At 40.1% G+C, this 23720-nt stretch carries 26 protein-coding genes and 1 pseudogene; 21 read left to right on the plus strand and 6 right to left on the minus strand.

Going from position 1 to position 23720, the window contains the following annotated elements:
* The first annotated feature begins 192 nt into the window (after nt 1-192).
* Together LQZ76_RS06795 and rpsP are read left to right on the plus strand one after the other, a co-directional pair.
* Nucleotides 193-699 (plus strand): hypothetical protein, encoded by a 507-nt coding sequence (locus LQZ76_RS06795; RefSeq protein ID WP_230098998.1) that lies wholly within the window; start codon nt 193-195, stop codon nt 697-699.
* Nucleotides 700-830: 131 nt separating this feature from the next.
* Nucleotides 831-1103, plus strand: a complete 273-nt coding sequence (gene rpsP, locus LQZ76_RS06800; protein WP_168722487.1) for a 30S ribosomal protein S16 — start codon at nt 831-833, stop codon at nt 1101-1103.
* A 96-nt stretch (nt 1104-1199) separates the two neighbouring features.
* On the opposite strand, the gene LQZ76_RS06805 is transcribed toward rpsP, so the two are convergent.
* A complete protein-coding gene (locus LQZ76_RS06805) occupies nt 1200-1364 on the minus strand; it encodes a hypothetical protein (protein WP_230098999.1) in 165 nt (54 codons plus the stop codon).
* Between the two features lie 215 nt (nt 1365-1579).
* On the opposite strand from LQZ76_RS06805, the gene LQZ76_RS06810 reads away from it, so the two are divergent.
* From LQZ76_RS06810 to LQZ76_RS06870, 13 genes are all read left to right on the plus strand, one after another.
* On the plus strand, nt 1580-2044 hold the full coding sequence (locus LQZ76_RS06810) for a C40 family peptidase (RefSeq protein ID WP_230099000.1): 465 nt from the start codon (nt 1580-1582) through the stop codon (nt 2042-2044).
* A gap of 208 nt (nt 2045-2252) precedes the next feature.
* Nucleotides 2253-2738 carry a 5-(carboxyamino)imidazole ribonucleotide mutase gene (gene purE, locus LQZ76_RS06815; protein ID WP_290368171.1) on the plus strand — a complete coding sequence of 162 codons (486 nt, stop codon included), beginning with the start codon at nt 2253-2255 and terminating at the stop codon, nt 2736-2738.
* On the plus strand, nt 2731-3852 hold the full coding sequence (gene purK, locus LQZ76_RS06820) for a 5-(carboxyamino)imidazole ribonucleotide synthase (RefSeq protein WP_230099001.1): 1122 nt from the start codon (nt 2731-2733) through the stop codon (nt 3850-3852). Before purE ends, purK begins: the two co-directional genes overlap by 8 nt.
* Nucleotides 3853-3857: 5 nt before the next feature.
* Nucleotides 3858-4580, plus strand: a complete 723-nt coding sequence (locus LQZ76_RS06825; protein WP_230099002.1) for a phosphoribosylaminoimidazolesuccinocarboxamide synthase — start codon at nt 3858-3860, stop codon at nt 4578-4580.
* Nucleotides 4581-4596: 16 nt separating this feature from the next.
* Nucleotides 4597-4851: a phosphoribosylformylglycinamidine synthase subunit PurS gene (purS, locus tag LQZ76_RS06830; protein WP_230099003.1), complete on the plus strand. Its 255-nt coding sequence runs from the start codon at nt 4597-4599 to the stop codon at nt 4849-4851.
* A gap of 10 nt (nt 4852-4861) precedes the next feature.
* Nucleotides 4862-5545, plus strand: coding sequence for a phosphoribosylformylglycinamidine synthase subunit PurQ (gene purQ, locus LQZ76_RS06835; protein WP_230099004.1), 684 nt, complete (start codon nt 4862-4864; stop codon nt 5543-5545).
* Nucleotides 5545-7758, plus strand: a complete 2214-nt coding sequence (gene purL, locus LQZ76_RS06840; protein WP_230099029.1) for a phosphoribosylformylglycinamidine synthase subunit PurL — start codon at nt 5545-5547, stop codon at nt 7756-7758. Before purQ ends, purL begins: the two co-directional genes overlap by 1 nt.
* The gene (purF, locus tag LQZ76_RS06845; protein ID WP_230099005.1) at nt 7743-9242 is read left to right on the plus strand and encodes an amidophosphoribosyltransferase; all 1500 of its coding nucleotides are present in this window, start codon (nt 7743-7745) and stop codon (nt 9240-9242) included. Before purL ends, purF begins: the two co-directional genes overlap by 16 nt.
* The gene (purM, locus tag LQZ76_RS06850) at nt 9212-10249 is read left to right on the plus strand and encodes a phosphoribosylformylglycinamidine cyclo-ligase (protein WP_230099006.1); all 1038 of its coding nucleotides are present in this window, start codon (nt 9212-9214) and stop codon (nt 10247-10249) included. The genes purF and purM overlap by 31 nt, the downstream gene beginning before the upstream one ends.
* A complete protein-coding gene (gene purN / locus LQZ76_RS06855; RefSeq protein WP_230099007.1) occupies nt 10239-10811 on the plus strand; it encodes a phosphoribosylglycinamide formyltransferase in 573 nt (190 codons plus the stop codon). The genes purM and purN overlap by 11 nt, the downstream gene beginning before the upstream one ends.
* Before the next feature lie 16 nt (nt 10812-10827).
* Nucleotides 10828-12357 carry a bifunctional phosphoribosylaminoimidazolecarboxamide formyltransferase/IMP cyclohydrolase gene (purH, locus tag LQZ76_RS06860; protein WP_230099008.1) on the plus strand — a complete coding sequence of 510 codons (1530 nt, stop codon included), beginning with the start codon at nt 10828-10830 and terminating at the stop codon, nt 12355-12357.
* Nucleotides 12358-12367: 10 nt separating this feature from the next.
* Nucleotides 12368-13615 carry a phosphoribosylamine--glycine ligase gene (gene purD / locus LQZ76_RS06865; RefSeq protein ID WP_230099009.1) on the plus strand — a complete coding sequence of 416 codons (1248 nt, stop codon included), beginning with the start codon at nt 12368-12370 and terminating at the stop codon, nt 13613-13615.
* Nucleotides 13616-13639: 24 nt separating this feature from the next.
* Nucleotides 13640-15301, plus strand: coding sequence for a formate--tetrahydrofolate ligase (locus LQZ76_RS06870; RefSeq protein WP_230099010.1), 1662 nt, complete (start codon nt 13640-13642; stop codon nt 15299-15301).
* A gap of 113 nt (nt 15302-15414) precedes the next feature.
* Here LQZ76_RS06870 and LQZ76_RS06875 read toward each other — a convergent pair whose 3' ends face one another.
* The gene (locus LQZ76_RS06875) at nt 15415-15693 is read right to left on the minus strand and encodes a hypothetical protein (RefSeq protein WP_230099011.1); all 279 of its coding nucleotides are present in this window, start codon (nt 15691-15693) and stop codon (nt 15415-15417) included.
* A 180-nt stretch (nt 15694-15873) separates the two neighbouring features.
* On the opposite strand from LQZ76_RS06875, the gene LQZ76_RS06880 reads away from it, so the two are divergent.
* Entirely contained in the window at nt 15874-16167 is a 294-nt protein-coding gene (locus tag LQZ76_RS06880) for a hypothetical protein (RefSeq protein ID WP_230099012.1), read from the plus strand.
* 58 nt (nt 16168-16225) lie between these two features.
* On the opposite strand, the gene LQZ76_RS06885 is transcribed toward LQZ76_RS06880, so the two are convergent.
* Both LQZ76_RS06885 and LQZ76_RS06890 read right to left on the minus strand, forming a co-directional pair.
* Nucleotides 16226-16564, minus strand: a complete 339-nt coding sequence (locus tag LQZ76_RS06885; RefSeq protein ID WP_230099013.1) for a heavy metal-binding domain-containing protein — start codon at nt 16562-16564, stop codon at nt 16226-16228.
* A 70-nt stretch (nt 16565-16634) separates the two neighbouring features.
* Nucleotides 16635-17108 (minus strand): glutathione peroxidase, encoded by a 474-nt coding sequence (locus LQZ76_RS06890; protein WP_230099014.1) that lies wholly within the window; start codon nt 17106-17108, stop codon nt 16635-16637.
* A 432-nt stretch (nt 17109-17540) separates the two neighbouring features.
* Here LQZ76_RS06890 and LQZ76_RS06895 point away from each other — a divergent pair, with 432 nt between their 5' ends.
* From LQZ76_RS06895 to LQZ76_RS06910, 4 genes are all read left to right on the plus strand, one after another.
* Nucleotides 17541-18053 (plus strand): GNAT family N-acetyltransferase, encoded by a 513-nt coding sequence (locus LQZ76_RS06895; RefSeq protein ID WP_230099015.1) that lies wholly within the window; start codon nt 17541-17543, stop codon nt 18051-18053.
* Between the two features lie 86 nt (nt 18054-18139).
* On the plus strand, nt 18140-18328 hold the full coding sequence (locus LQZ76_RS06900) for a CsbD family protein (RefSeq protein ID WP_230099016.1): 189 nt from the start codon (nt 18140-18142) through the stop codon (nt 18326-18328).
* Nucleotides 18329-18479: 151 nt separating this feature from the next.
* A complete protein-coding gene (locus LQZ76_RS06905) occupies nt 18480-19391 on the plus strand; it encodes a DMT family transporter (RefSeq protein WP_230099017.1) in 912 nt (303 codons plus the stop codon).
* A gap of 91 nt (nt 19392-19482) precedes the next feature.
* A complete protein-coding gene (locus tag LQZ76_RS06910) occupies nt 19483-20415 on the plus strand; it encodes an aldo/keto reductase (protein WP_230099018.1) in 933 nt (310 codons plus the stop codon).
* A gap of 204 nt (nt 20416-20619) precedes the next feature.
* Here LQZ76_RS06910 and LQZ76_RS06915 read toward each other — a convergent pair whose 3' ends face one another.
* A complete protein-coding gene (locus tag LQZ76_RS06915; protein ID WP_230099019.1) occupies nt 20620-21435 on the minus strand; it encodes a LysR family transcriptional regulator in 816 nt (271 codons plus the stop codon).
* Nucleotides 21436-21610: 175 nt separating this feature from the next.
* A complete protein-coding gene (locus LQZ76_RS06920) occupies nt 21611-21787 on the minus strand; it encodes a hypothetical protein (protein ID WP_230099020.1) in 177 nt (58 codons plus the stop codon).
* Nucleotides 21788-22050: 263 nt separating this feature from the next.
* Here LQZ76_RS06920 and kdpA point away from each other — a divergent pair.
* A pseudogene (gene kdpA / locus LQZ76_RS06925) lies at nt 22051-23709 on the plus strand (potassium-transporting ATPase subunit KdpA).
* The last annotated feature ends 11 nt before the right edge of the window (nt 23710-23720 follow it).

The raw sequence follows: 23720 nt of genomic DNA on the forward strand, positions 1-23720 counted from the left end.
TGGTTGCACCCGATGCTTTTTTCTTTTGATTATATCTAAAAGGGCCACTAAATGAAATTTAAAATTTCATTTAGTGGCCCTTTTTTTATAGGGTTATGTCACAACCCCTTTGTAATTAGTAACACAACTGCTAATAATACGCAGCTAACGTTTAATGTGGTTCCAGTGAATGCACATGCAAATGAGGCGAAGATGGAGATTATTAACAATAAGCTGTTACCAAATGAGCCACAAGTAATAAGTCAAACTAATGAACAACCCACACAAATGCCCGCGCAAAATAAAGCCCTACTCGATGTAAATAACCTTATGCGCCAAATATTAGCACCAACGCTTAATCAGGACGTATCAAGCAACCACAAGCTTGGGAGGGCCTCAAATAACCAGGCTGTTGTATCCCACAAACGCACACTTAGCCAACAGCCCGCTCAAAAGCAAACGCATAGTCAAACACCAAATAAGCAGCCGCTAGCAAGTTATTTGGCCCGGGGCCAACAAATAATGACCACCATTCAACACAAGCTCGGGTTTAGTAAAGCAGACCAGCTTACTAAAAAAATGCCAGTTAATAGTCCTAGTCCAAGCGCAGTCCTACCGACAATGGAAACCCCTAGTGGCGGTGGTGGTGGCATTGGTGGTGCCAGTATTGGGGCCATTATGGGTGCCTTGGCCACATCAACTTCCTTTGGAGCCCGCTAAATTAGGGGTAATAAAGGTTGTTTAGCAAAAAAATTAAAAAAAATTACACGTGTAAAGTAAAAAAGCTTTACACGTGTTGATTTATTTGGTATATTATTACTCGTAGATAAATTACAGGAGGAAATTATATTATGGCAGTTAAGATTCGTCTTAAACGTATGGGTTCTAAGAAGCGCCCATTCTACCGTGTCGTTGTTGCTGACTCACGTTCACCACGTGATGGTCGCTTCATCGAAACTGTTGGTACTTACAACCCATTGGTTGAACCAGCAGAAGTTAAGTTGGAAGAAGAAAGCATCATGAACTGGTTGAACAACGGTGCTCAACCTTCAGATACTGTAAAGAACCTTCTTTCAAAAGCTGGCATCATGAAGAAATTCCACGATGCTAAGTTTACTAAGTAATTTAAACCCATTCGATGGATTAATTAAGTTAAGCTAGCTTGACTTTGATTACTGAAAAAAAGCCCTTAATTCGTAAGAATTAAGGGCTTTTTTTTGTTAGTATTCGTGGCGATTGTTCCAAAGATAGACAATTGTTAATAAAACGACACCACCATTACTAGCAATGATAGCCAGTTCAGGTTTATTAACCACCCAACTAATTAGCGAGATAAACACCAGAATGATAGCAATTGAGACAAAGATTAAATCTTTTTTGCGCATGATTTACTCCGATCAATAATATTTTTAAGTATATGGCTTAGTTATACCAGAATGATTTTAAAAATGCGAATGAAAGAGTTTGAATATTGTATTGTATCGTAAAAAATGTGTGGAAATGTTGCATGTTTGTAATCGTTTTGTCATTTTTCTTTAGTACTATAACTATATTATAAAAAAACGAAGAAAAAATTAATTAATTAAAGGAAGATTATAAAATGAAAAAACTACGAACATTATTCTTAACTATCGCTGTGATTTTAGGAGTTAGCGTCACAACTATGGCGACAACCCACACAACAACGCATGCAAGTCAATTTAACAACACGCAAAGTAAATATGCTGGGGTTGCTAATTATGCCCGTCGTTTTGTCGGCACACGCTATGTTTGGGGTGGTACTACACCACGTGGGTTTGATTGTTCAGGTTTTGTTCAATATGTTTTCCGAAATGGTGCTGGTAAGAACTTACCACGGACAGCTGCACAAATGTCACTAGTTGTACGACCAATTAATGTTCGCGATGCTAAAGCTGGTGATCTTTTATTCTGGGGTGGTCGTGGTCGTGCTTATCACGTGGCGATTTCTTTAGGTAATGGTAACTTTATTAATGCCGTTAACCCACGTGTCGGAGTTAATGTTAACCACATGGGAGCACCAACTTTTGCTGGTCGCTTAAACTAAAACTTATTAAATAATAAAAATTAAAAAAGGCTAATCTTTTACGGAAGATTAGCCTTTTTTGGCGTTTTTTTACACGTTTTTTCATTAAAAAACGAACTATATCTAAATTTATAAACATAAATGTATTGATTTTACTTTATTTTTTAGTTATCATAGCTTTATTAATTAGTTGTTGTTAAAAAACACGAACGATAAAAGGAGAGATGAAGTGAAAGTTGCGGTTATCATGGGTTCGGTATCAGATTGGCCAACAATGAAGTTGAGTACAGAGGTTTTAACCGAATTAGGCGTTGAATTTACGAAGCATGTAATTTCAGCACATCGGATGCCCACCGAACTACAGACATTTGGCTTATCAGCACGCGATAATGGCTATCATGTGATTATCGCTGGGGCTGGCGGGGCGGCCCATTTACCAGGCATGCTCGCTGCTAATACGACATTGCCAGTAATCGGGGTCCCAGTCCAATCTAAGGCACTTAGTGGTCTAGATTCATTGCTATCAATTGTGCAAATGCCAGCTGGTATTCCGGTGGCAACTGTTGCCATCGGCTCAGCAGGGGCTAAAAATGCTGCGTTGTTGGCAGCCCAAATTGGGGCAACTACCGATGAACAACTGGCCGGCCGCTTGGCAACTTTCCGGCAACGACAAACCACTAGTGCAATTGAAAGTGAGGCTCTCCTTGATGACTAAAGTGATTTTACCACCGCAAACGATTGGGATTATCGGCGGCGGTCAATTAGGGCAAATGTTAGCTTTAAGCGCCAAAAGCATGGGATATCATGTGGGTATTCTTGATCCCACACCGAATTCACCGGCTGGCCAAGTTAGTGATTTTCAAATGCTCGCCGCCTATTATGACCAAGCCGCTTTAATTGAGTTTGCTAAGCAAGTTGATGTTTTGACATATGAATTTGAAAATGTTGATTTAGCGGCGTTAAAGGCGGCCACACAATTCACGGAATTACCCCAAGGCACGGAGTTATTACGTTTAACCCGTAATCGCCTCGTGGAAAAAAATAATTTACGGTCATTAGGAATTCCAACCGTTAACTTTATTGAAATTTCGGCGACGACTATCGCAGAACAACCGCAAGCAATTGCCCAATGTTTACCAGGAATTTTAAAGACTACCACTGGGGGCTATGATGGTCACGGCCAATGTGATGTTAACACGCTGGAAGATATTAAAGCCGCTGCGGAATTATATCAAGCGGCGCCCGCAATTTTAGAAAAACGGATTAGTTTTGAAAAAGAAATTTCGGTGATGGTCACGATTGACGGTCAAGGAACGGTTCATATATGGCCCGTTGTCGAAAATATACATGCTAATCATATTTTACAAACCACCATTGCACCGGCCAACGTTAGTGATGCAGTGACCGGAAAGGTCCACCAAATTGCGCAAACTTTAGCACAAGCATTTGAACTACGTGGCGTGTTAGGGATTGAAATGTTTGTGACAGCTAATGGCGAAGTGCTAGTAAACGAATTAGCACCACGCCCCCATAATTCAGGCCATTATTCAATTGAAGCGGTCAATGTGTCTCAGTTTGAAGGCCATATTCGCAGTATTGCGGGGTTACCAATTGCGGCATTAACCTTACAACAACCAGCCTTAATGCATAATTTACTTGGTGATCAATTGGTCCAAGCCCGCACCCAATTAAGTCACCATCCAGAATGGCATTTTCATGATTATGGTAAAGCCGAAATTCGACCTAGTCGTAAATTAGGGCACTATACGGTCTTAGGTAACACTAATATCAACCAAAATTTAACGTGGTTAGCAGAAAATAAGGAGTAAAACAAATGCAAAAGGGTCCGCTTTTATACACGGGAAAAGCTAAAAATGTTTTTGGCACCGATACACCAGAAGTTTTATGGGTGGAATATACGAATCAAGCAACGGCGCTCAATGGAAAACGCAAAGAACAAATTGCGAATAAAGGGCAATTAAATAGTGCCATTTCCGATTTATTATTTAAGTATTTAACTAAGCAAGGGATTGTTAATCACTATTTAGAACAGCTTTCACCGACAGTACAACTTGTGAAACAAGTTAAAATTTTGCCGATTGAAGTCGTGGTTCGTAACTATGCAGCGGGACATTTTGTCACGAAATACAATGCCCCTAAGATGAAACATCTCGTACCAAATGTTCATGAATTCTATTTCAAAGATGATGCCCTTGATGATCCATTTATGAACGATGAACAAATTACGGCTTTAGAGATTGCCACTGAAGCTGAATTAGTAACGCTACGTGGTCAAGCGGATATCGTCAACGTGTTATTAAGTAACGTCTTTAAACAAATTGGCATCACTTTAATCGACTTTAAATTAGAATTTGGCTACACAACCGATCACCAGTTAATTTTAGCTGATGAATTATCACCCGATAATATGCGTTTGATTGATGACGCAACCGGGCATTCATTGGATAAAGATGTTTTCCGTAATAATCTTGGTGATGTCACGGTGGGCTACCAAACTGTTTTAGATCGCTTAACAACCCTATTTACAGAAAAATAATTGAGGAGAACAACACATGTTTTTAGCTAAAATTTACGTGACTTACAAACCATCAATTCTTGATCCGAAAGGTGAAACGGTCAAAGATGCTTTACAACGCATGGACTTTAACGGGGTACAAGATGTTGTTATGGGTAAATACTTTGAAATTAAATTAGCCGGGACCGATTTGGCAAGTGTTGAACAAGAAGTACAAGCATTTAGTGAAAAGTTGTTAATCAACGTCAATATGGAAGTTTTCCGTTACGAAATTGAAGCCATTACTGAATAGGAGTGAATTAATGAAAGCTGCTGTGATTACGTTCCCTGGTTCTAACTGTGATTTAGACATGTACCATGCCTTGGTTGATGAATTTGAAATTGAAACTGAAATTTTACCAGCCACGGTAACTGATTTAAGCGCCTATGATGCGATTTTTATTCCGGGTGGTTTTTCCTATGGCGATTATTTACGAACGGGGGCCATTGCGCGCTTTGCACCAGTGATGGCAGCCATTAAAGCTGCTGATCAACAAGGTAAAATAATTGTCGGCATTTGTAATGGCTTCCAAATTTTAACCGAAGCCGGGTTGTTACCAGGGGCCTTACAAACGAACACCCAACCAGGTTTTATCTGTGATGTTACGGGCTTAAAAGTGGTTAATACGACGTCCAAATTTACCAATGCCTTTACTAAGAGTATCAATCAATTCCCCATCGCCCATGGTGAAGGAAACTACTATGTCGATGCGGCAACGTTAGCGACCATGCAAGCCAATCAACAAATTTTATTTACATATACTGACAATCCTAACGGGTCAATCGCCGATATTGCCGGTGTGACGAATACTAATGGGAATGTCTTTGGCATGATGCCCCACCCCGAACGTGCCGTTGATGCCTTATTGGGCAATGTCGATGGACGGGCTTTCTTTAGTTCAATTATTGCTAGTTTAGTAAACCAACAGGAGGCCATTAAGGCATGATGCACACGTACACAGAACCAACTCCAACTGAAATTCGCGATCAAAAAATTTACTTGCCATGGGGCTTAACGGATGCGGAATACGAATTAGTATGTCAAAAGCTCGACCGCTTACCCAACTATACCGAAACGGGTTTGTTTGCGGCGATGTGGAGTGAACACTGTTCATATAAAAAATCAAAACCAGTTTTACGCACATTTTGGTCAAAAAATGAACGCGTCCTCCAAGGCCCTGGTGAAGGTGCGGGTATTTTAGATATTGGTGATAATCAAGCGGTGGTTTTTAAGGCCGAAAGTCACAATCACCCATCAGCGGTTGAACCATATGAAGGGGCCGCAACTGGGGTCGGCGGAATTTTACGCGATATCTTTTCAATGGGGGCCCAACCAATCGCTGTTTTAGATAGCTTGCGTTTTGGTGAAATTGATAACGAACGGACTAAGTATTTAATTAATGAAGTCATTGCTGGTATCGCTGGTTATGGTAATGCGATTGGAATTCCAACGGTTGGTGGTGAAATTGCCTTTGATAAAACTTATGCTGGTAATCCGTTAGTTAATGTCATGGCGGTTGGCTTACTTGACCAAGATGCGATGAAAGTTGGCCAAGCTAAAGGGGTTGATAACGCAATTTTGTATGTCGGTGCTAAAACTGGCCGTGATGGGATTCATGGGGCCACCTTTGCCTCAGCAGCCTTCTCTGATGAAGAAGAATCTGATCGTTCTGCGGTTCAAGTTGGGGATCCATTCACAGAAAAGTTAGTTATGGATGCCACGATTGCGATTGTTAAACGCTATCCAGAAGATGTGATTGGTATTCAAGATATGGGTGCCGCTGGCTTAGTGTCATCATCAGCTGAAATGGCTTCAAAAGCGGGTATGGGTGTGCATTTAAACCTTGATTTAGTGCCCCAACGTGAAACCAATATGTCACCATACGAATTGATGTTGTCTGAATCACAAGAACGGATGCTCTTAGTCATTAAAAAAGGGAGTGAAGCCAAAGCGATTGCCTTATTTGCCGAATATGGGTTAGATGCGGTTGTGATTGGAAAAGTGACCGATGATGGGTTGTATCGCCTTGATTTCAATGGTGAAATTGTGGCGCAAGTCGATGCCCAAGATTTAACAACGGCACCGAAATATAATTTACCAGCCGTTACTCCTAAACGTTTACAAAACGCGGCCAAAGAACAATTTGTACCAAAAATTGATAATTTAAAACAAACATTTTTACAAATTTTACAACAAGCAACAATTGCGTCTAAAGCTAGCCTTTACCGGCACTTTGATTCAATGGTTCAAACTAACACAGTCGTCCGGCCAGGTAGTGATGCCGCGGTTGTGCGCATTCGGGGCACGAAGAAAGCCTTAGCAATGACAACTGACGTCAATGGTCGTTACTTGTATCTAGATCCGTTTGTTGGTGGCCAAATGGCAATGGCTGAAGCAGCCCGTAATATTGTTGCTTCTGGGGCTTTACCAATTGGGATTACGGATTGCTTGAATTTTGGTAATCCTGACAATCCAGAAGTTTATTATGAATTAGCTCAATCTGTTGCTGGAATCAATCAGATGGCCCAAGCCTTAAACACGCCCGTGATTTCTGGAAATGTTTCGCTATATAACGAATATAACGATGAAGCGATTTATCCAACACCGATGGTTGGCATGGTCGGGCTCCATACTGATAACCAAACGATTACGACCCAAGGCTTCAAACAAGCTGGCGATGCAATTTATGTTGTTGGGACAACGACGGCGGCCTTTAATGGTTCAGAAATTCAAAAAATGCAAACGGGCACAATCAACGGCCAATTATTTGCCTTTGATGCCGAAGCAGAATTAACGAACCAACAACTTGTCTTATCAGCCATTCAAGCTGGGTTAATCACTAGCGCTCATGATTTATCTGAAGGTGGCTTGGCAGTTGGTTTAGCCGAAGCGGCCTTTGATCAACATTTAGGCTTTGATGTTGCCGTTAATTTAAGTGACGCCTTATTGTTTAGTGAAACCCAAAGTCGGTTTATTGTGTCAATTAATCCCGCCCATCAAGCTGCTTTTGAAGCACATATGGGGACTGCCGCGCAATTAGTGGGCCAAGTAACGGATAATGGCACTTTTAAATTGACAACGACTGATGGGACAACTGAAATTTTAGAAAATGAAGCTTACACAAGCTGGAAAGAAGCAATTGGATGGTTACTAAAGTAATGCAAACCGCAGTGAATGGTTTAAATGAAGAATGTGGAATTTTTGGAGTTTGGGGGACAAAGGAAGCTGCTGAAGTGACGTACTATGGCCTTCATGCCTTGCAACACCGTGGCCAAGAAGGTGCGGGGATTGTGGCTAATATTGATGGCCGCTTACGGCAAGAACGCGGCTTAGGCTTGTTAGCTGATGTCTTTAGTAAAGGTGATCGGTTGCGTGACATCATGGGAGCCACTTCGGCAATTGGCCATGTCCGTTATGCCACATCGGGCTCAAATAGTATTGAAAATATTCAACCGCTATTAGCCCACTTTAGTGATAGTCAACTAGCGTTAGCTCACAATGGTAACTTAACTAACCAAGTAACATTACGACGTGAATTAGAAGACCAAGGGGCAATTTTTCAATCAACTTCGGACTCTGAAATCTTAATGCACTTAATTCGTCGGTCACAAGCACCAACATTTACCGCCAAAGTTAAAGAAGCCCTTAATCAATTACGGGGTGGATTTGCTTTCTTATTGTTAACGCCCGATGCTTTGTATGCGGCGTTAGATCCTCACGGTTTCCGGCCATTTGTAATTGGTCAACTACCAACTGGTCAATATGTCGCAGCTAGTGAAAGTGCTGCCTTAAATGTTGTTGGGGCTAAATTAATTCGTAACGTGCAACCAGGTGAATTAATTAAAATTGATAATACGGGGATGCAAATTGATCATTACACCGAAGCGACGGATTTACATATCGATGCAATGGAATATATTTATTTTGCCCGCCCAGATTCGGATATTTATGGTGTCAATGTTCATACGGCTCGTAAACGAATGGGAGCTAATTTAGCTGCGGAACAACCAGTTGAAGCGGATATTGTTGTCGGGGTCCCTAATTCATCCTTGTCAGCGGCCTCTGGGTTTGCCGAAGCATTACATTTACCAAATGAAATGGGACTCGTTAAGAATCAATATATTGCGCGCACTTTTATTGAACCCACGCAAGAACGCCGTGAACACGCGGTTAAGATGAAGCTTTCAGCGGTTTCCAGCGTGGTCAAGGATAAGCGGGTTGTCTTGGTTGATGATTCGATTGTTCGGGGGACTACGTCAATGTATATTGTTCGAATGCTCCGTGAAGCCGGTGCCAAAGAAGTCCATGTCCGGATCGCCTCGCCGGCCTTTAAATATCCTTCATTTTATGGGATTGATATGCAAACAACAGCAGAACTCATGGCGGCTAATTATTCATTAGCCGAAATGACCGCTAAAATTGAAGCCGATAGTTTAGCCTTCTTAAGTGTGGATGGCTTAGTTGATGCGATTGGCTTACAAAAACAAGCAAGCGGGACTGGTTTGACAACTGCGTACTTTGATGGTCATTATCCATCACCAATTTATGATTATGCTGAATCAATGCAAGCCTTTGAAGATGCCCACTTAGTTGATTACATGGAGGAACCAACATGCAAGATGCATACGCTACAGCCGGAGTAGATATTGCGGCCGGCAATAAAGCCGTTGAATTGATGCAAGGGGCCGTGAACGCAACGCAAAATGCCAATGTGTTAGCTGGTTTAGGTGGATTTGGGAGCCTTTTTAAATTACCAACGGGCTATCAGCAACCAGTTTTGATTTCTGGAGCTGATGGAGTTGGTTCAAAGTTATTATTAGCAATTGCGGCCAATCAACATGCCACGATTGGCCAAGATCTAGTTGCGATGGTGGCTAATGATATTTTAGCTCAAGGCGCAAAACCATTATTCATGCTTGATTATATGGGGATTAATACGGTTGAACCAGCCAAAGTTGCGGAAATTGTTACCGGAATTGCCCAAGCTTGCCAAGCAGCCCAAATGGCTTTGATTGGCGGTGAAACAGCCGAACTACCAGATTTATATGCTAAGAATCACTATGACTTAGCTGGTTTTGCTGTGGGTATTGCTGATCAAGCCAAGTTATTAAATCCCGACAATGTCCAAGCTGGCGACGTTATTTTAGGTTTGGCATCGAGTGGTTTACATTCAAATGGTTACTCATTAGTCCGTAAACTATTATTAACCGATCAAGCTAAACAATGGGCGGATTTAAGCATGACGGACCAAGCAACTTTGTTGACGCCTACTAAGCTATATATTCAAGCAGTCCTACCATTAATTGAACAAGGTTTAATTGTCGCAGCTGCGCATATTACGGGTGGTGGACTATTAGAAAACTTACCCCGGGCCCTTGGTGCTAATTTAGGTGCTCAACTTGATAGTCAAAGTTGGCAAATCCCGGCCATCTTTAAACGGCTTGGCCAATTAGGTGGCTTATCAACTACGGAAATGTTACGGACCTTTAACCTCGGTATTGGTTTTACGTTAATTGTCCGCCCAACTGATGTGGCGAACGTTATGGCCCATTTAAGCGCCCATGGTGAAACGGTCAGCGTTTTAGGGCAAGTCGTACCTGACAATACTCACCAAGTAACCATGCAAGGAGCTTTGAATTATGCCAACTAAGTTAGCGGTATTTGCTTCCGGAACTGGTTCAAATTTTGTCGCGATTGCTGATGCGATTGCAAACGACCAGTTAGATGCCCAAATTGAAGTTTTAGTGGTCGATAAAATTAGTGCGCCTGTCGTACAACGGGCGGTTGAGCGTAATATTCCCGTTTTTCACCTTAAATATAAAGATTTTGCCACGAAAGAATTAGCCGAAGCTGCTTTAGTTACGGAATTACAAAAGTATGCGGTGGAATTAATTGCTTTAGCGGGTTTTATGCGCATTATCACCGGCACATTATTGGCGGCCTATCCTAATAAAATAATTAATATTCATCCATCATTATTACCCGCCTTTCCTGGCCGGCATGGCATTGACGATGCTTTGGCAGCCCAAGTATCCCAAACTGGGGTGACAATTCATTACGTTGATAGCGGGATTGATAGTGGGACGATCATTGCCCAACAAGCCGTCACAATTGAACCAACTGATACGATTACGACTTTAGCTACAAAAATTCATGCCCTTGAGCATGTTTTATATCCTACAACTTTAGCCCAATTAATTAAGCACAACTAAAAGGAGAATCACAATCATGAAACGAGCACTTTTGAGTGTTTTTGATAAAACTGGTATTGTCGAATTTGCCACTAAACTACAAGCACAAGGGTTTGAACTAGTTTCAACTGGTGGAACTTTAAAAACCTTAGCCGCAGCAGGATTACCAGTAATTTCAATTGATGAAGTAACTGGCTTTCCAGAAATGCTTGATGGGCGAGTAAAGACTTTACATCCGAAAGTGCATGGGGGCTTACTAGCTCGGCGTGATGTGCCTGAACATATGGCAACGATTGCGGCCCATGATATTCAACCAATTGATGTGGTTGTTGTTAACTTATATCCTTTTAAAGCAACTATTGCGCAACCAGATATTACCTTTGCCGATGCAATTGAACAAATTGACATTGGTGGGCCATCAATGTTACGTTCAGCAGCTAAAAACCACGCTGCCGTTTTACCAATTATTGATCCAGCGGATTATGAACAAGCCGCTGAATTATTAGCCAACGATGCGTTAACGCCAACAATTCGGCGGGCATATGCTGCCAAGGTGTTCCAACACACGGCTACCTATGACGCTTTAATTGGTGAATACTTAGCAACAGAGGAGTTTCCAGACAACTTAGCATTAGGGTATGAAAAATTTGATACTTTACGTTATGGTGAAAATGCGCACCAACAAGCGACGGCCTATGTTAGCCAACAACCCGAAGCGTATTCAATTTTAAGTGCCGATATTATGCACGGTAAGAAGTTATCATATAACAACTTACGCGATGCCGATGCGGCCTTGCGGATTGCCGCGGACTTTAATAGTCGCCCAACCGTGGTAACGGTCAAGCATATGAATCCTGCCGGTATTGGCCAAGCAGATACGATTTTCACAGCCTGGGAACGCGCTTTTGCAGCTGATGACATTTCAATTTTTGGCGGGATTGTCGTCTTAAACCGGGAAGTTGATTTAGCGACGGCTGAAGCAATGCACAAAATTTTCTTAGAAATTATTATTGCCCCAAGCTACACTGATGAAGCGTTTGCAGTCTTAGCTAAGAAGAAAAACTTACGCATTTTGGCATTACCAATGGATCAAGCAATTGCCCCAGTTAAAGATGTGGTATCAGTATTAGGGGGGCTGTTAGTGCAAGATCGTGATTTGGTAACCGAAGATATCGCGGACTTTGAAATTGTTTCAGAGGCCCAACCAACCCCAGCTCAATTAGAAGCGATGGTTTTTGCTCAACGAGCCGTTAAACATGTCAAATCAAACGCCATTGTGGTCGCAAATGCCCAACAAACGCTTGGGGTTGGGGCAGGACAACCAAATCGGATTGATTCAGTTAAAATTGCCGTGACTAAAGCCCAACCCAAGCCAGGGTTTGTGGATGCGGTGTTAGCTTCGGATGCATTCTTCCCAATGGGTGATTCCGTTGAGTTTGCGGCTCAAAACGGTATTACCGCCATTGTCGAACCAGGGGGTTCAATTAAAGACCAAGATTCAATTGATATGGCGAACAAGTTAGGGGTGGTCTTAGTATTCTCAAAGAACCGCCACTTCAAACACTAGTGAGGGTATTATGGCTAAAGTTTTAGTAATTGGTAATGGTGCCCGCGAGCACATTTTCGCCCAACAGTTAATTAGTAGTCCAACCGTGGAACATGTCTTTGTGGCCCCAGGAAATCCGGGAATGGTGACGGATACGATTACAACCGTTGATATTGCCGTGGATGCCATTGCTGAGTTGGTAACTTTTGCGCAAACTAATGCGATTGAGTTGACGCTTGTGGGGATGGAAAATGCCCTTGTTGCCGGGGTAGTGGACGCATTTAATGCGGCGAATTTAAAAATTTTTGGGCCAACTAAAGCCGCGGCGATGTTGGAAGGATCGAAATCATTTACCAAAAATTTATTGGCTAAATATCAAATTACAACTGCTAAATATGCAATTTTTACGAATTATCAAGCCGCCAGTGACTATATCCATCAACAATCGTTGCCACTTGTTTTAAAATTAGATGGTTTAGCTTTTGGTAAAGGGGTAACCATTTGTCAAGATATGGCGACTGCTGAACAATTTTTACAAGCAGCTTATGCCCGGCAAGCTGATGCCCAAATCGTGGTCGAAGAATTTCTAGCCGGTGAAGAATTTTCAATTTTTACCTTTGTTGGGAAAAATCAAATTATCACAACCCCCATTGCCCAAGATCATAAGCGGCTTTTAGATGGTGATCGTGGCCCTAACACCGGTGGAATGGGCGCTTATAGTCCCGTACCACATATTAGTCAGTCGATAATTGATACGGCCGTTGCCACGTTAGTGAAGCCCACCCTCAATGCGATGGCCACCGAAGGAACCCCATTTACAGGAATCTTGTATACTGGTGTAATTTTAACGGCTAATGGTCCAAAAGTAATTGAATTTAATGTCCGGTTTGGTGATCCCGAAGCCCAAGTTGTGATACCTCAGTTAACGAGTGATTTTTATCAATTAATTGATGGGCTCGTTACGGGTAAGCAAGTCCAAGCGACGTGGCAAGCAACAGACATTTATTTAGGGGTGGTCTTAGCAGCTCCCGGTTATCCAACCAAGCCATTGGCTGGTTATTTGGTACCGATGGCTGTGCCAACCCCCCTAGCAATTGATTATGCTGGGGTCAAGTTAGTTGATGGTCAATTACAAACAGCCGGTGGCCGGGTTGCAACCATTGTCGGTCATGCAAAAAGTGTTTTTGAAACGCAACAGGTAGTATATAATTACTTAGATAAGCTTGATATTTCATTGCAATACCGTCATGATATTGGCGCCAAAGCACTTGGAAAATAATTTCAGCTCGTAAAGGAGTCTTACATGTTAACAGATATTGAAATCGCGCAAGCCGCAGAGATTGAACCAATCGTCAAGATTGCTGAAAAACTCGGATTAACTGAAGATGAAATCGAACAATACGGTAAATACAAGGCTAAGTTAGACTTGTCAAACCGAAAAGACGCACCATTAAATGGTAAATTAATTTTGGTAACATCAATCAACCCAACGCCAGCTGGTGAAGGTAAATCTACCGTTACCGTTGGATTAGGGGATGGCTTAGCAGCGATTGGTAAACAACCGGTCATCGCCTTACGGGAACCATCACTTGGCCCAGTTATGGGGATGAAAGGTGGCGCGACTGGTGGTGGATACAGCCAAGTAATTCCAATGGATGATATTAACCTCCATTTTACGGGTGATTTTCACGCCCTTACATCAGCCCACAATACGTTGGCGGCTTTAATTGATAACCACTTACACCAAGGTAATACGTTAAATCTTGATCCTCGTCGTATTCTTTGGAAACGTGTTTTAGATATTAATGATCGTGCCTTACGTAATATTGTGATCGGGATGGGTGGTCCAACCAGTGGGGTTGTCCGCGAAGATGGTTTTGATATTACCGTTGCATCTGAATTGATGGCAATTTTAACCCTTTCAACTGATTTGACCGATTTAAAAGCTCGGATTAACCGAATTGTGATTGGTTATACTTATGATAAGGTACCAGTAACGGTCGCTGATTTAGGTGTTGCCGGCGCACTAACGGTCCTATTAAAAGATGCGATTAAGCCTAATTTGGTCCAAACATTGGCCCACACACCTGTAATTATTCATGGGGGACCATTTGCTAATATCGCGCAAGGTACAAACTCAATTCAAGCTACGCGCGCAGCCATCCAATTAGGTGAATATGCCATTACAGAAGGTGGCTTTGGGGCTGATCTTGGTGGAGAAAAATTCCTTGATATCAAGACACCCTTACTTGGTAAAACACCGGACACCATTGTGATTGTGGCTACAATTCGGGCCCTTAAATTGCATGGTGGTAAACCATTGAAGGAATTAAACACTGAAGATTTGGCCGCACTTGAAGCTGGGGTGGCTAACTTAGGTAAGCATATTCAATCAATGCAACGCTATAATGTCCCAGTTGTCGTAGCGATTAACCAATTTACAGCGGATACTGATGCCGAAATTAAATTAGTGCAAGCCTACACTGAACAATTTGGGGTTAAAGCAGTCTTAGCTAATATCTGGGGTCAAGGTGGTCAAGGGGCCCTTGAATTAGCTCAAGCGGTCGTTGATAGCTGTGAGCAAGCTGCGGAATTCAAGCCACTTTACGCGGCTGAAGATGCATTAACGACTAAAATTGAAAAAATCGTCACTGAAATTTATGGTGGTCGTGATATTGAACTAGCGCCAAAAGCCAAAACACAATTAAAACAATTTACGGCCCAAGGGTGGGATAAATTGCCGGTTGTAATGGCTAAGACGCAATATTCATTATCTGATAATGCCAAAGCTTTAGGGGCCCCAACTGACTTTACAATTCATATTCGTGAATTTGTCCCTAAGCTTGGTGCCGGCTTTATTGTGGCCATGACGGGTAACATTTTAACGATGCCAGGTTTGCCTAAAGTTCCAGCGGCCAATAATATTGATATTGACGAAAACGGTAAAATTACCGGTTTATTCTAAGTATTAATTCAAATTTGACAGACTAAAAGGTTAGCGATAACATTTTTCACACAAATAACCCCCTTGAAGAAGCGTTCTTCAAGGGGGTTATTTAGTAGTTAGTTGCCAGCTATTTAGTTACTAATTAACCGGAGTAATAAACTCACAATCAAAAAGGTAACTGACATCGCCATAATAACTAAAATACTACCATTTTTAGGGAATAAACGGGATTGTAAACCGGTGGCGACTAACCCAAAGCCCACAATGGCTGTTAGGGATAAAAGAAGCTCAAAGAGGCTAATTTGCGTGCCGTGATCACTTAGCGGAAGGATGGCAAAAGTTGCTAAAAATGCCAAAATAATTCCTAATAAAACGGCGGCAACAATACCAGATTTTAAATTGCTAAACATTAAAAGCACCTCAAAATTGAAAATATAACTTAATTGTAACATGAATGCGCAATGGCTGACTTGTAAATTTACAGCGAATAAATAATAATTTTTTATTTAAATTTAACTTTTTCATACTTAAAGTAATTAAAAAAAGGATATTATGAAAAATAATAATTTCAATTAAGGAGTACTAGCAGAATGTGGTTATTAACACTTGGATTAGTTTTAATCGGTAGTATTACGTTGTTAGGGGCTTTAAATCAAGGAATAAAATGTAAACATATGACAAAGCAAGTAGTTACTTCCAAGGGATTGTGTTATTACAATTTTTCGATTATCGGTTTATTTTTGGTTTATTTAATGGTTGAGTATTTTACCACGATGGTGGAAGCCTATAAATTATTATTGTTAGCGATTATTTTTGTGTTAGAAGCGTGGGCATGGTTATTGAAATATCAGTTAGCTGAGCGAATTCCCAAAAGTAGTAATTAAAATAGAATATCCCGACCACATTTTTAAACTCAGTCGGGATATTCTATTTTTAGTTATTTTAATTAATTGGCTCAATGCGCACGGCAGTCCCATAAGCGGCCACTGAATCCCCGATTTGACTAGAACTGGTGTCAAATCGGAACATAATGACCGCATTGGCACCTAACTCAGCGGCTTGGGCTTGCATACGTGCGAGTGCTTCAAAGCGGGCATCATCTTGGAGTTGAGTGTAACCGCGAATTTCGCCGCCAACAATACTTTTCAATTGTTGACCAATGTTTGAAAAAATATTTCGTGACCGGGTAGTTTGACCAAAAACTTCGCCAAAGGTTTTGACAATTCGGTAATTAGCAATATTTTCAGAGGTAACAACTAAAACCTTATGCGTATTTTCCATACTTAAATCCCCCATTACTAGTTTAAGTTAACAGCCTGATTATAGCATGGATTTACGTAAATTTTGGGGATTAAAGAACGGCTTGTAGATCGGGTTCAATTTTACTTGGTTCGGTTTGCGGTGCATAACGTTTAATAACATGGCCGTCTTTATCAACGAGGAATTTCGTAAAGTTCCATTTAATTGCTGAACCTAAGGTACCAGGTTGTTCGTGTTTCAAATATTTAAATAATGGACTAGCACTATCACCGTTAACTTGAATAATATCGTGCATGGGGAATGTCACTCCATAAGTCATACGACAAGCCTCAGCCGCTGCGGCAGTAGTGTTTTCTTCTTGTTTAAATTGGTTAGAAGGAAAACCTAACACAACTAGCCCTTGGTCAGCGTACTTTTTATAAAGGGTTTCAAGTTCATTAAATTGCGGTGCGAGTCCACATTTAGTAGCAGTATTAACGATAATCATTGGTTGACCTTTATACCGGTCAAGTTGGTAGGCATTGCCTTGTTCGTCAGTAACAGTAAAATCGTAAATTGAAGTCATGAGCTTCCTCCTAAAATTGGAGCACCGTTTGCTAAAGTCAAATGTGTAAGCTAAATATTTGGCGCATAGCCTCCGAAATGCTATATTATAGATGTGACCAAGTCACACTCTAGATAGTCTCCAAGCTAACTATATGTTGATTTCCTCCTACTAGTTGTTGGGTAGGAGGTTTTTTATTTACATAAAGTAAGTACTTGTTGATTGAGTTAAATATACCTAATTGGTCAGTAATAGTCAAAGGTTAAATCATTAATTTTTGGTAAAACGTTAACCATTTGACGATAGTTGTGAATAGTGGTAAATTAAGCGTGTAATATTTAAGGTTTTTTATATTTGTTTTTATTTTAATTAAGTAAACTAATTCTGAAGGTTAGCTATTGTGGTTTAAAATAAGCAACAGTTAATTAACAAATTATCTAAGAGGAGTTAATTATGATCATTCGCCCATTGGAAAAACGCGATTTGCAATATATTTACCGTCAAGAAAATGCCCGTCGGGTGATGGCTTTGTGGTTTGAAGAACCATACACATCATTTGATGAATTAGAAATCTTGTATGATAAACACGTCTTAGATCAATCAGAACGCCGGTTTGTGATTGATGTTGACGGCCAATTTGCTGGTGTTGTTGAATTAATGTATATTGATTATTTACACCGTAATACTGAAATTCAAATTATTGTTGATAGTAAATTTCAAGGACAAGGCTTAGCCCAACAAGCACTTGCAAAAGGGGTAGAATACGCCTTCAAAGTTCTCAACATGCACAAAGTATACTTATATGTCGATGTTGATAATGCAGCGGCGGTCCATATTTATAAAAAATTAGGGTTTATTGAAGAAGGCCGTCTGCGAAACCATTTCTTTGCAGAAGGTCGTTACCACGACAGTTTTGTTATGGGGTATTTAATTGATGAATATGTTGCCCATCAAAAAAAGGCCTGAGCATATTAATTGGGTTTAACGGTAATAAATGCGATAATAATATTGTTCAATATTGATAAAATAATCATTAAGATGGGGGAATAATTATGGCTTTAGAAGATAAGCTCGAAAATGCAAAAGACAAAGTAGTCGGCAAAGCAAAAGAGGTTGAAGGTTCAGTCACTGGCGATTCTGCCCGTGAAGCAGAAGGTAAGGCCCAAGGAGTATTTGGCAAAATCAAAGACAAAGTCGAAGATGTTGTTGAAGACGTTAAAGAAAAATTTGATAAGGATTAACATATTTATACATGTTAATTTTATGAAGGAAAGGTCTTGATGATCTTTTCTTTTTTTTATGTAAATTTACTTTAATAAAACGTATCATTGGGAAACCTTTAACTGGTATAATGCTTATTGTTATAAATTTTTAAACTACTTGGAGTATGAAATGAATTCAAAATATCTAGGAATAATGTTAGCTGCATTAGGGGCAACATTTTTTGGAATCAGTGCGGCATGTTCGAGTTTGTTGTTTAATCATATTGCAGTAGCACCAGAATGGTTAGTTTCCGTGCGGATGTTCTTTACTGGCATAATTTTACTCGGCTACTTGAGTATTAAACGACAACCGATATTTTCGATTTGGCGTAATAAACGCGACGTTATCTTATTAATTTTATTTGCAATTTTTGGTGTCTACATATCTCAAACCGCATTTATTTTTTCAGTCTACTATGGTAATGCGGCGGTGGGTACGATTTTACAAGCGTTAGCACCAGCAATTATTGTGTTGGCATTATTAGCTTTTAAACGCGTTTTACCACGGGTTAGTGAAGTAATTGCGATTATAATCTCACTAGCCGGGGTCTTTTTATTAATTACAAATGGTAATTTAGCAAAATTAGTTGTGCCCAAAGCGGCCATTTATTGGGGCTTAATTTCAACGCTTGGAACCGTCGCATATACATTAATTCCCCGGGGATTATTGCAACGTTATTCACCGTTACCAATTGTTGGCTGGGGCATGCTTATTGGCGGAATTTTTTCAAATTTCCAACATCCAGTTTGGAAAATGCCGGCGCACTTTGACGTTCAAGCCGCGGCTTATGTGGTGGCAATTGTCATTATTGGGACCTTATTATCGTATGTTTGTTATTTAATGAGTTTGAACTATTTATCACCAGCCATGGTTAGTATGTTAGGGACGTTTGAACCACTAACTGCGACGATTTTAGCGGTTATTTTACTGAATGTTGGCTTTCAATTTTGGCAAGCAATTGGTACTATTTTAGCGCTTGGGGCGGTAATTATTATTAATCTACCAGCCGAAATAAAATGGCGGGCGTGGTTTGTTAAATAAGTGTTTGAATTAGGTAAATTTAACCTCTTTTAACATTAAACGGTTATAATTACGATGTAGTTATCAGTAAAGAAAGCCGGGGAAGATGTTAATGGAACAAATTAAAATTGGAAAAACCGATGTTATCACGACCAAATTAGGTCTCGGAACGAATAAAGTTGGGGGCCATAATTTATTTCCTAACTTACAGGATGCAGATGGAATTGAAGTTGTAAAAGCAGCTTTGACAAGTGGGATTACTTTATTGGATACAGCTTTTATGTATGGCTTGGGGCAGTCTGAAAATTTAATTGGCCAAGTTTTACGTGATTATGACCGTTCAAAAGTAACAATTGCCACGAAAGCAGCTCATGATCCACAAAAAGGATTACAATTAAATAATACGCCGACCTTTTTAACCCAGTCAGTTGATGATGCGTTACGCCGCCTCCAAACCGATTACTTAGATATCTTTTATATTCATTTTCCGGATGAAACGACCCCTAAAGCAGAAGCGGTCGGGGCATTGCAAAAGTTAAAGGAAGCCGGTAAAATTCGGGCGATTGGAATTTCTAATTTTAGTATTGACCAAGTAAAAGAAGCGAATGTTGATGGCTATGTTGATGTGGTTGAAGATGCGTATAGCTTAGTTGAACGCCAAGCAGAAACGGATTTATTCCCATATTTAAGTGCTAATCAAATTTCATTTGTCCCATACTTTCCACTAGCTTCAGGTTTGTTAACTGGCAAGTACACACCTGATCAACAATTTAGTGAAGGTGATTGGCAATTTGGTCGTCCAAACTTCCAAAATCCACGTTATCAACAAATTTTGACGGCTCTTGATGGAATAAAACCGATTGCTGGTAAATATCAAGCGACGGTAGCGCAAGTACTCCTAGCTTGGTATTTACACAATCCAGCGATTGCTGCGGTTATTCCAGGGGCCCGGGTTGCGACGCAAGTATTAAGTAACGCAAAGAGTGCTAATCTACAATTAACGGCTGAAGAATATCGACTAATTGACGAAGCCTTCAAATTCTAATAGAATCAAAAAGGAGCTGTGACATAACGCTTTTCTGGTAGTAATTTGCTGCCAAAACGCGCTCCAGCAGTCCGATATATTCGAAATACGACAAAATCCTCTACGAAGAATTTCTTCATAGAGGATTTTTAGTGTATTTCTCGATATCGCCCGACTTCTGTCACGCTCCCTTTTATTTTTTAACAACTAACGTAGGTCAAGGATTTATTGGTACTTAGCAGCAATCGTTGTAATCGCATTTGAAATAATCTCATCGGTTGCTTGGGTTGGGTAAGCTAAGTAAATCGGCCGTGAATATAGGGCATCAAGTTTAGTTGTAGGAAGCGTGCTAGTGGTTAACGCTTTAGAAATAATAGTTTTACCAACGTGGTGGGCCACCAAACTTAACCGAGTGAAATCATCATTAACATTGATTGAATCATCAATAAATAAATCTTTTTCACGGAAGTATGTTTGGAAAAATGGATAATCAGGATGGTTTAAATTAGGCACAATCCATTCAGTAGCTTGCAGATCACCGGCCAAAATCAATTCATCATTAAACGCGGGAATACACTCAAAGTTAAGATGATTAATAGCTTTTTCTGACAAGAATAAATCAAATTGTTTAGTATCTAATTTATTGAAAAGTTCGTCATTGGGAGCAATGGTGATTTGATAAGCTAAAGTTGGGACGGTTTGCTTAATAAGTGCAATAATGTCTGGCAAAAAAGTACTACTAGCAAGTTCTGTGGTAATAATTCGGAGGACACTTTTTTGTTGTTGCTCTTGTGAAATTTCAAAGATAGCTTTACGCCACTCGGTTTGCATTAAGAGTAATTTTTGATATAATTTTTCACCATTAGCTGTGGGTACGATTTCTGATCGACCATTACGTTCGAAAAGTTTCATATGTAGTTCAGCTTCAAGTTGGCGAATATGTACAGAAACGGTGGGCTGTGAAATAAAAAGTTTTTCAGCAGCCTTGGTGAAACTACGGCCTTCAAAGACGGCAAAAAATGTTTCTAGATGCTTGAACATTAAATAATTCCTCACTATTAAAAGTATGCTTATCAATTTTAGTATACTGAGTAATTTGCGAATGTCTATATTTTTGTAACATACAAAGGATAATTGATGTTTTCTATAAAAAAAATCTAATTAAAAACCACTTTTACGCTTAATTACGTTAAAGTGGTTTTATTTTGTATATTAATTACTCACGGACATAGGTTAAATTGATTAAACCTGTAATTGCAATAATTAAACCGGCCTTTAAAGCACTATCCGATTGCAAGCCATTTTTGAACATGTCAATAAGTGGATGTGTCACTAAAATGACAGCTGTAAAATCAATGATTGTCAAAATTGTAAGAAGCCACTTTCGCTGCATATCGAAACTCCTGTTACATTATTAAGGTAAAATTCATTTTAGCATACTCTAGGGATGATGTTAAATTATTTATTAATTTTTTTAAGAATTAATTAGTGAACGGAACTGTTTTTTTACACCAATTTAACATCACACTTGTTAGGATAATTTATATCAATTTTTGGAGGAACAAAAGCAATGGTAATCTTTTTATGGCTTGGCTTTGGGTGCATTGTCGGGTTAGTTGCTTATTTATTTTATATTTTAATGCGAGGTGATCGAGCATGATTTGGGTTCGCGATGTCGTAATTATTGCAATTATTTGTTTATTAGCAATACCAATTGGAAATTATATTTATCGGGTGTTAAATGGTGAACGGACTTGGTTAACCCGCGTGTTACAACCACTTGAACGCTTAATTTATCGCGGATTAGGGTACCATGAGGGCCAACCAACTGCCATGACGGCTAAAACGTATGTTGGTGCGGTGATTAGTATTAGTAGTTTAAGTTTTATCGTTGTGTTTGGCTTACAATTACTACAAAAATGGTTACCGTTAAATCCGAATCATGTTGGCAACGTTAAATGGGATTTAGCATTTAATACGGCCGTTAGTTTTGTCACCAATACTAATTGGCAAGCCTATAGTGGTGAAACCACGATGTCATATTTAACGCAAATAATTGCCTTGACTACGCAAAATTTCTTATCACCAGCAGTCGGCGTGGCGGCTTTATTAGTGATTATGCGTGGCTTTAAACACACGCATGCGACAACCGTAGGGAACTTTTAGCAAGATATTACCCGCTTTATTTTATACGCTTTAATGCCACTGGCTTTAGTGTTGGCCATCATAATTGTTGCTTGTGGTGGGGTCCAAACTTTACATGCTAATATTCAAGCCGGTCGGACGCTAATTCCTCTTGGACCAGCCGCTAGCCAATATGCCATTTCCCTACTTGGAAGTAACGGTGGGGGCTTCTTTGGGGCTAACGGAGCGATTGCTTTTAGCAACCCGAATGCGCTAAGTAATTTCTTTGAAATGATTGCTATTCTGTTAATACCAGCCGCATTAGTTGTGACGTTTGGTCGGTTTACGGAAAAACGCCAAGCCCGATTAATTTTCACTGTGATGTTAATATTTTTGAGTTTAGCGATTATCGGGACAACTTTAGCCGAATTACACACCGGAATTAAATTTACGGGTGTGACGGGAACCAGTGCCTTAGAAGGCAAGAATGTCATCAATGGCATTGGTAATTCAAGTCTTTGGACGACGCTTTCAACGGCGGTATCAAGTGGTTCAGTTAATGCTAACTTGGATAGCTTTACCGCTTTAGGTGGTTTGATTCCCTTATTATTAATTCAATTAGGTGAAATTATCTTTGGTGGGATTGGTTCTGGTTTGTACGGGATGTTGGCCTTTGTCCTCTTAACGGTATTTATTAGTGGCTTAATGGTTGGTCGGACACCAGAATATTTAGGTAAGAAAATTGAACCATATGAAATGAAAATGGTCTCATTAGCCATTTTATTTCCCCCAATTCTGTCATTAATTGGGACGGCCATCGGGGTTAACTTACCCCATATTCAAGCCAACTTAACTAATCACGGTGCGCATGGTTTTACTGAAATTCTATATGCCTTTTCATCAATGGCCAATAACAATGGATCAGCTTTTGCTGGTTTTAACGCTAACCAAATTGGAGTTAATTTAGTTGGTGGTTTATCGATGACAGTAACGCGCTTTGTGCCATTAATTGCAATGATTTTAATGGGTGGAAGTTTGGCTAAGAAGAAATTGGTTGCCAAGGGCGCCGGTACATTACGAACAGATACCGTTTTATTTGGTGTTTTGTTAATTTTTATTATCTTATTAATTGGGGCGTTAAACTTTGTGCCCGCACTAGTACTTGGCCCAATTGCCGATTTTTTAGGCTAATGAGCGATATT

This window comes from Periweissella ghanensis, assembly GCF_918814755.1.
In the GTDB taxonomy this organism is placed as follows: Bacteria; Bacillota; Bacilli; order Lactobacillales; family Lactobacillaceae; genus Periweissella; species Periweissella ghanensis.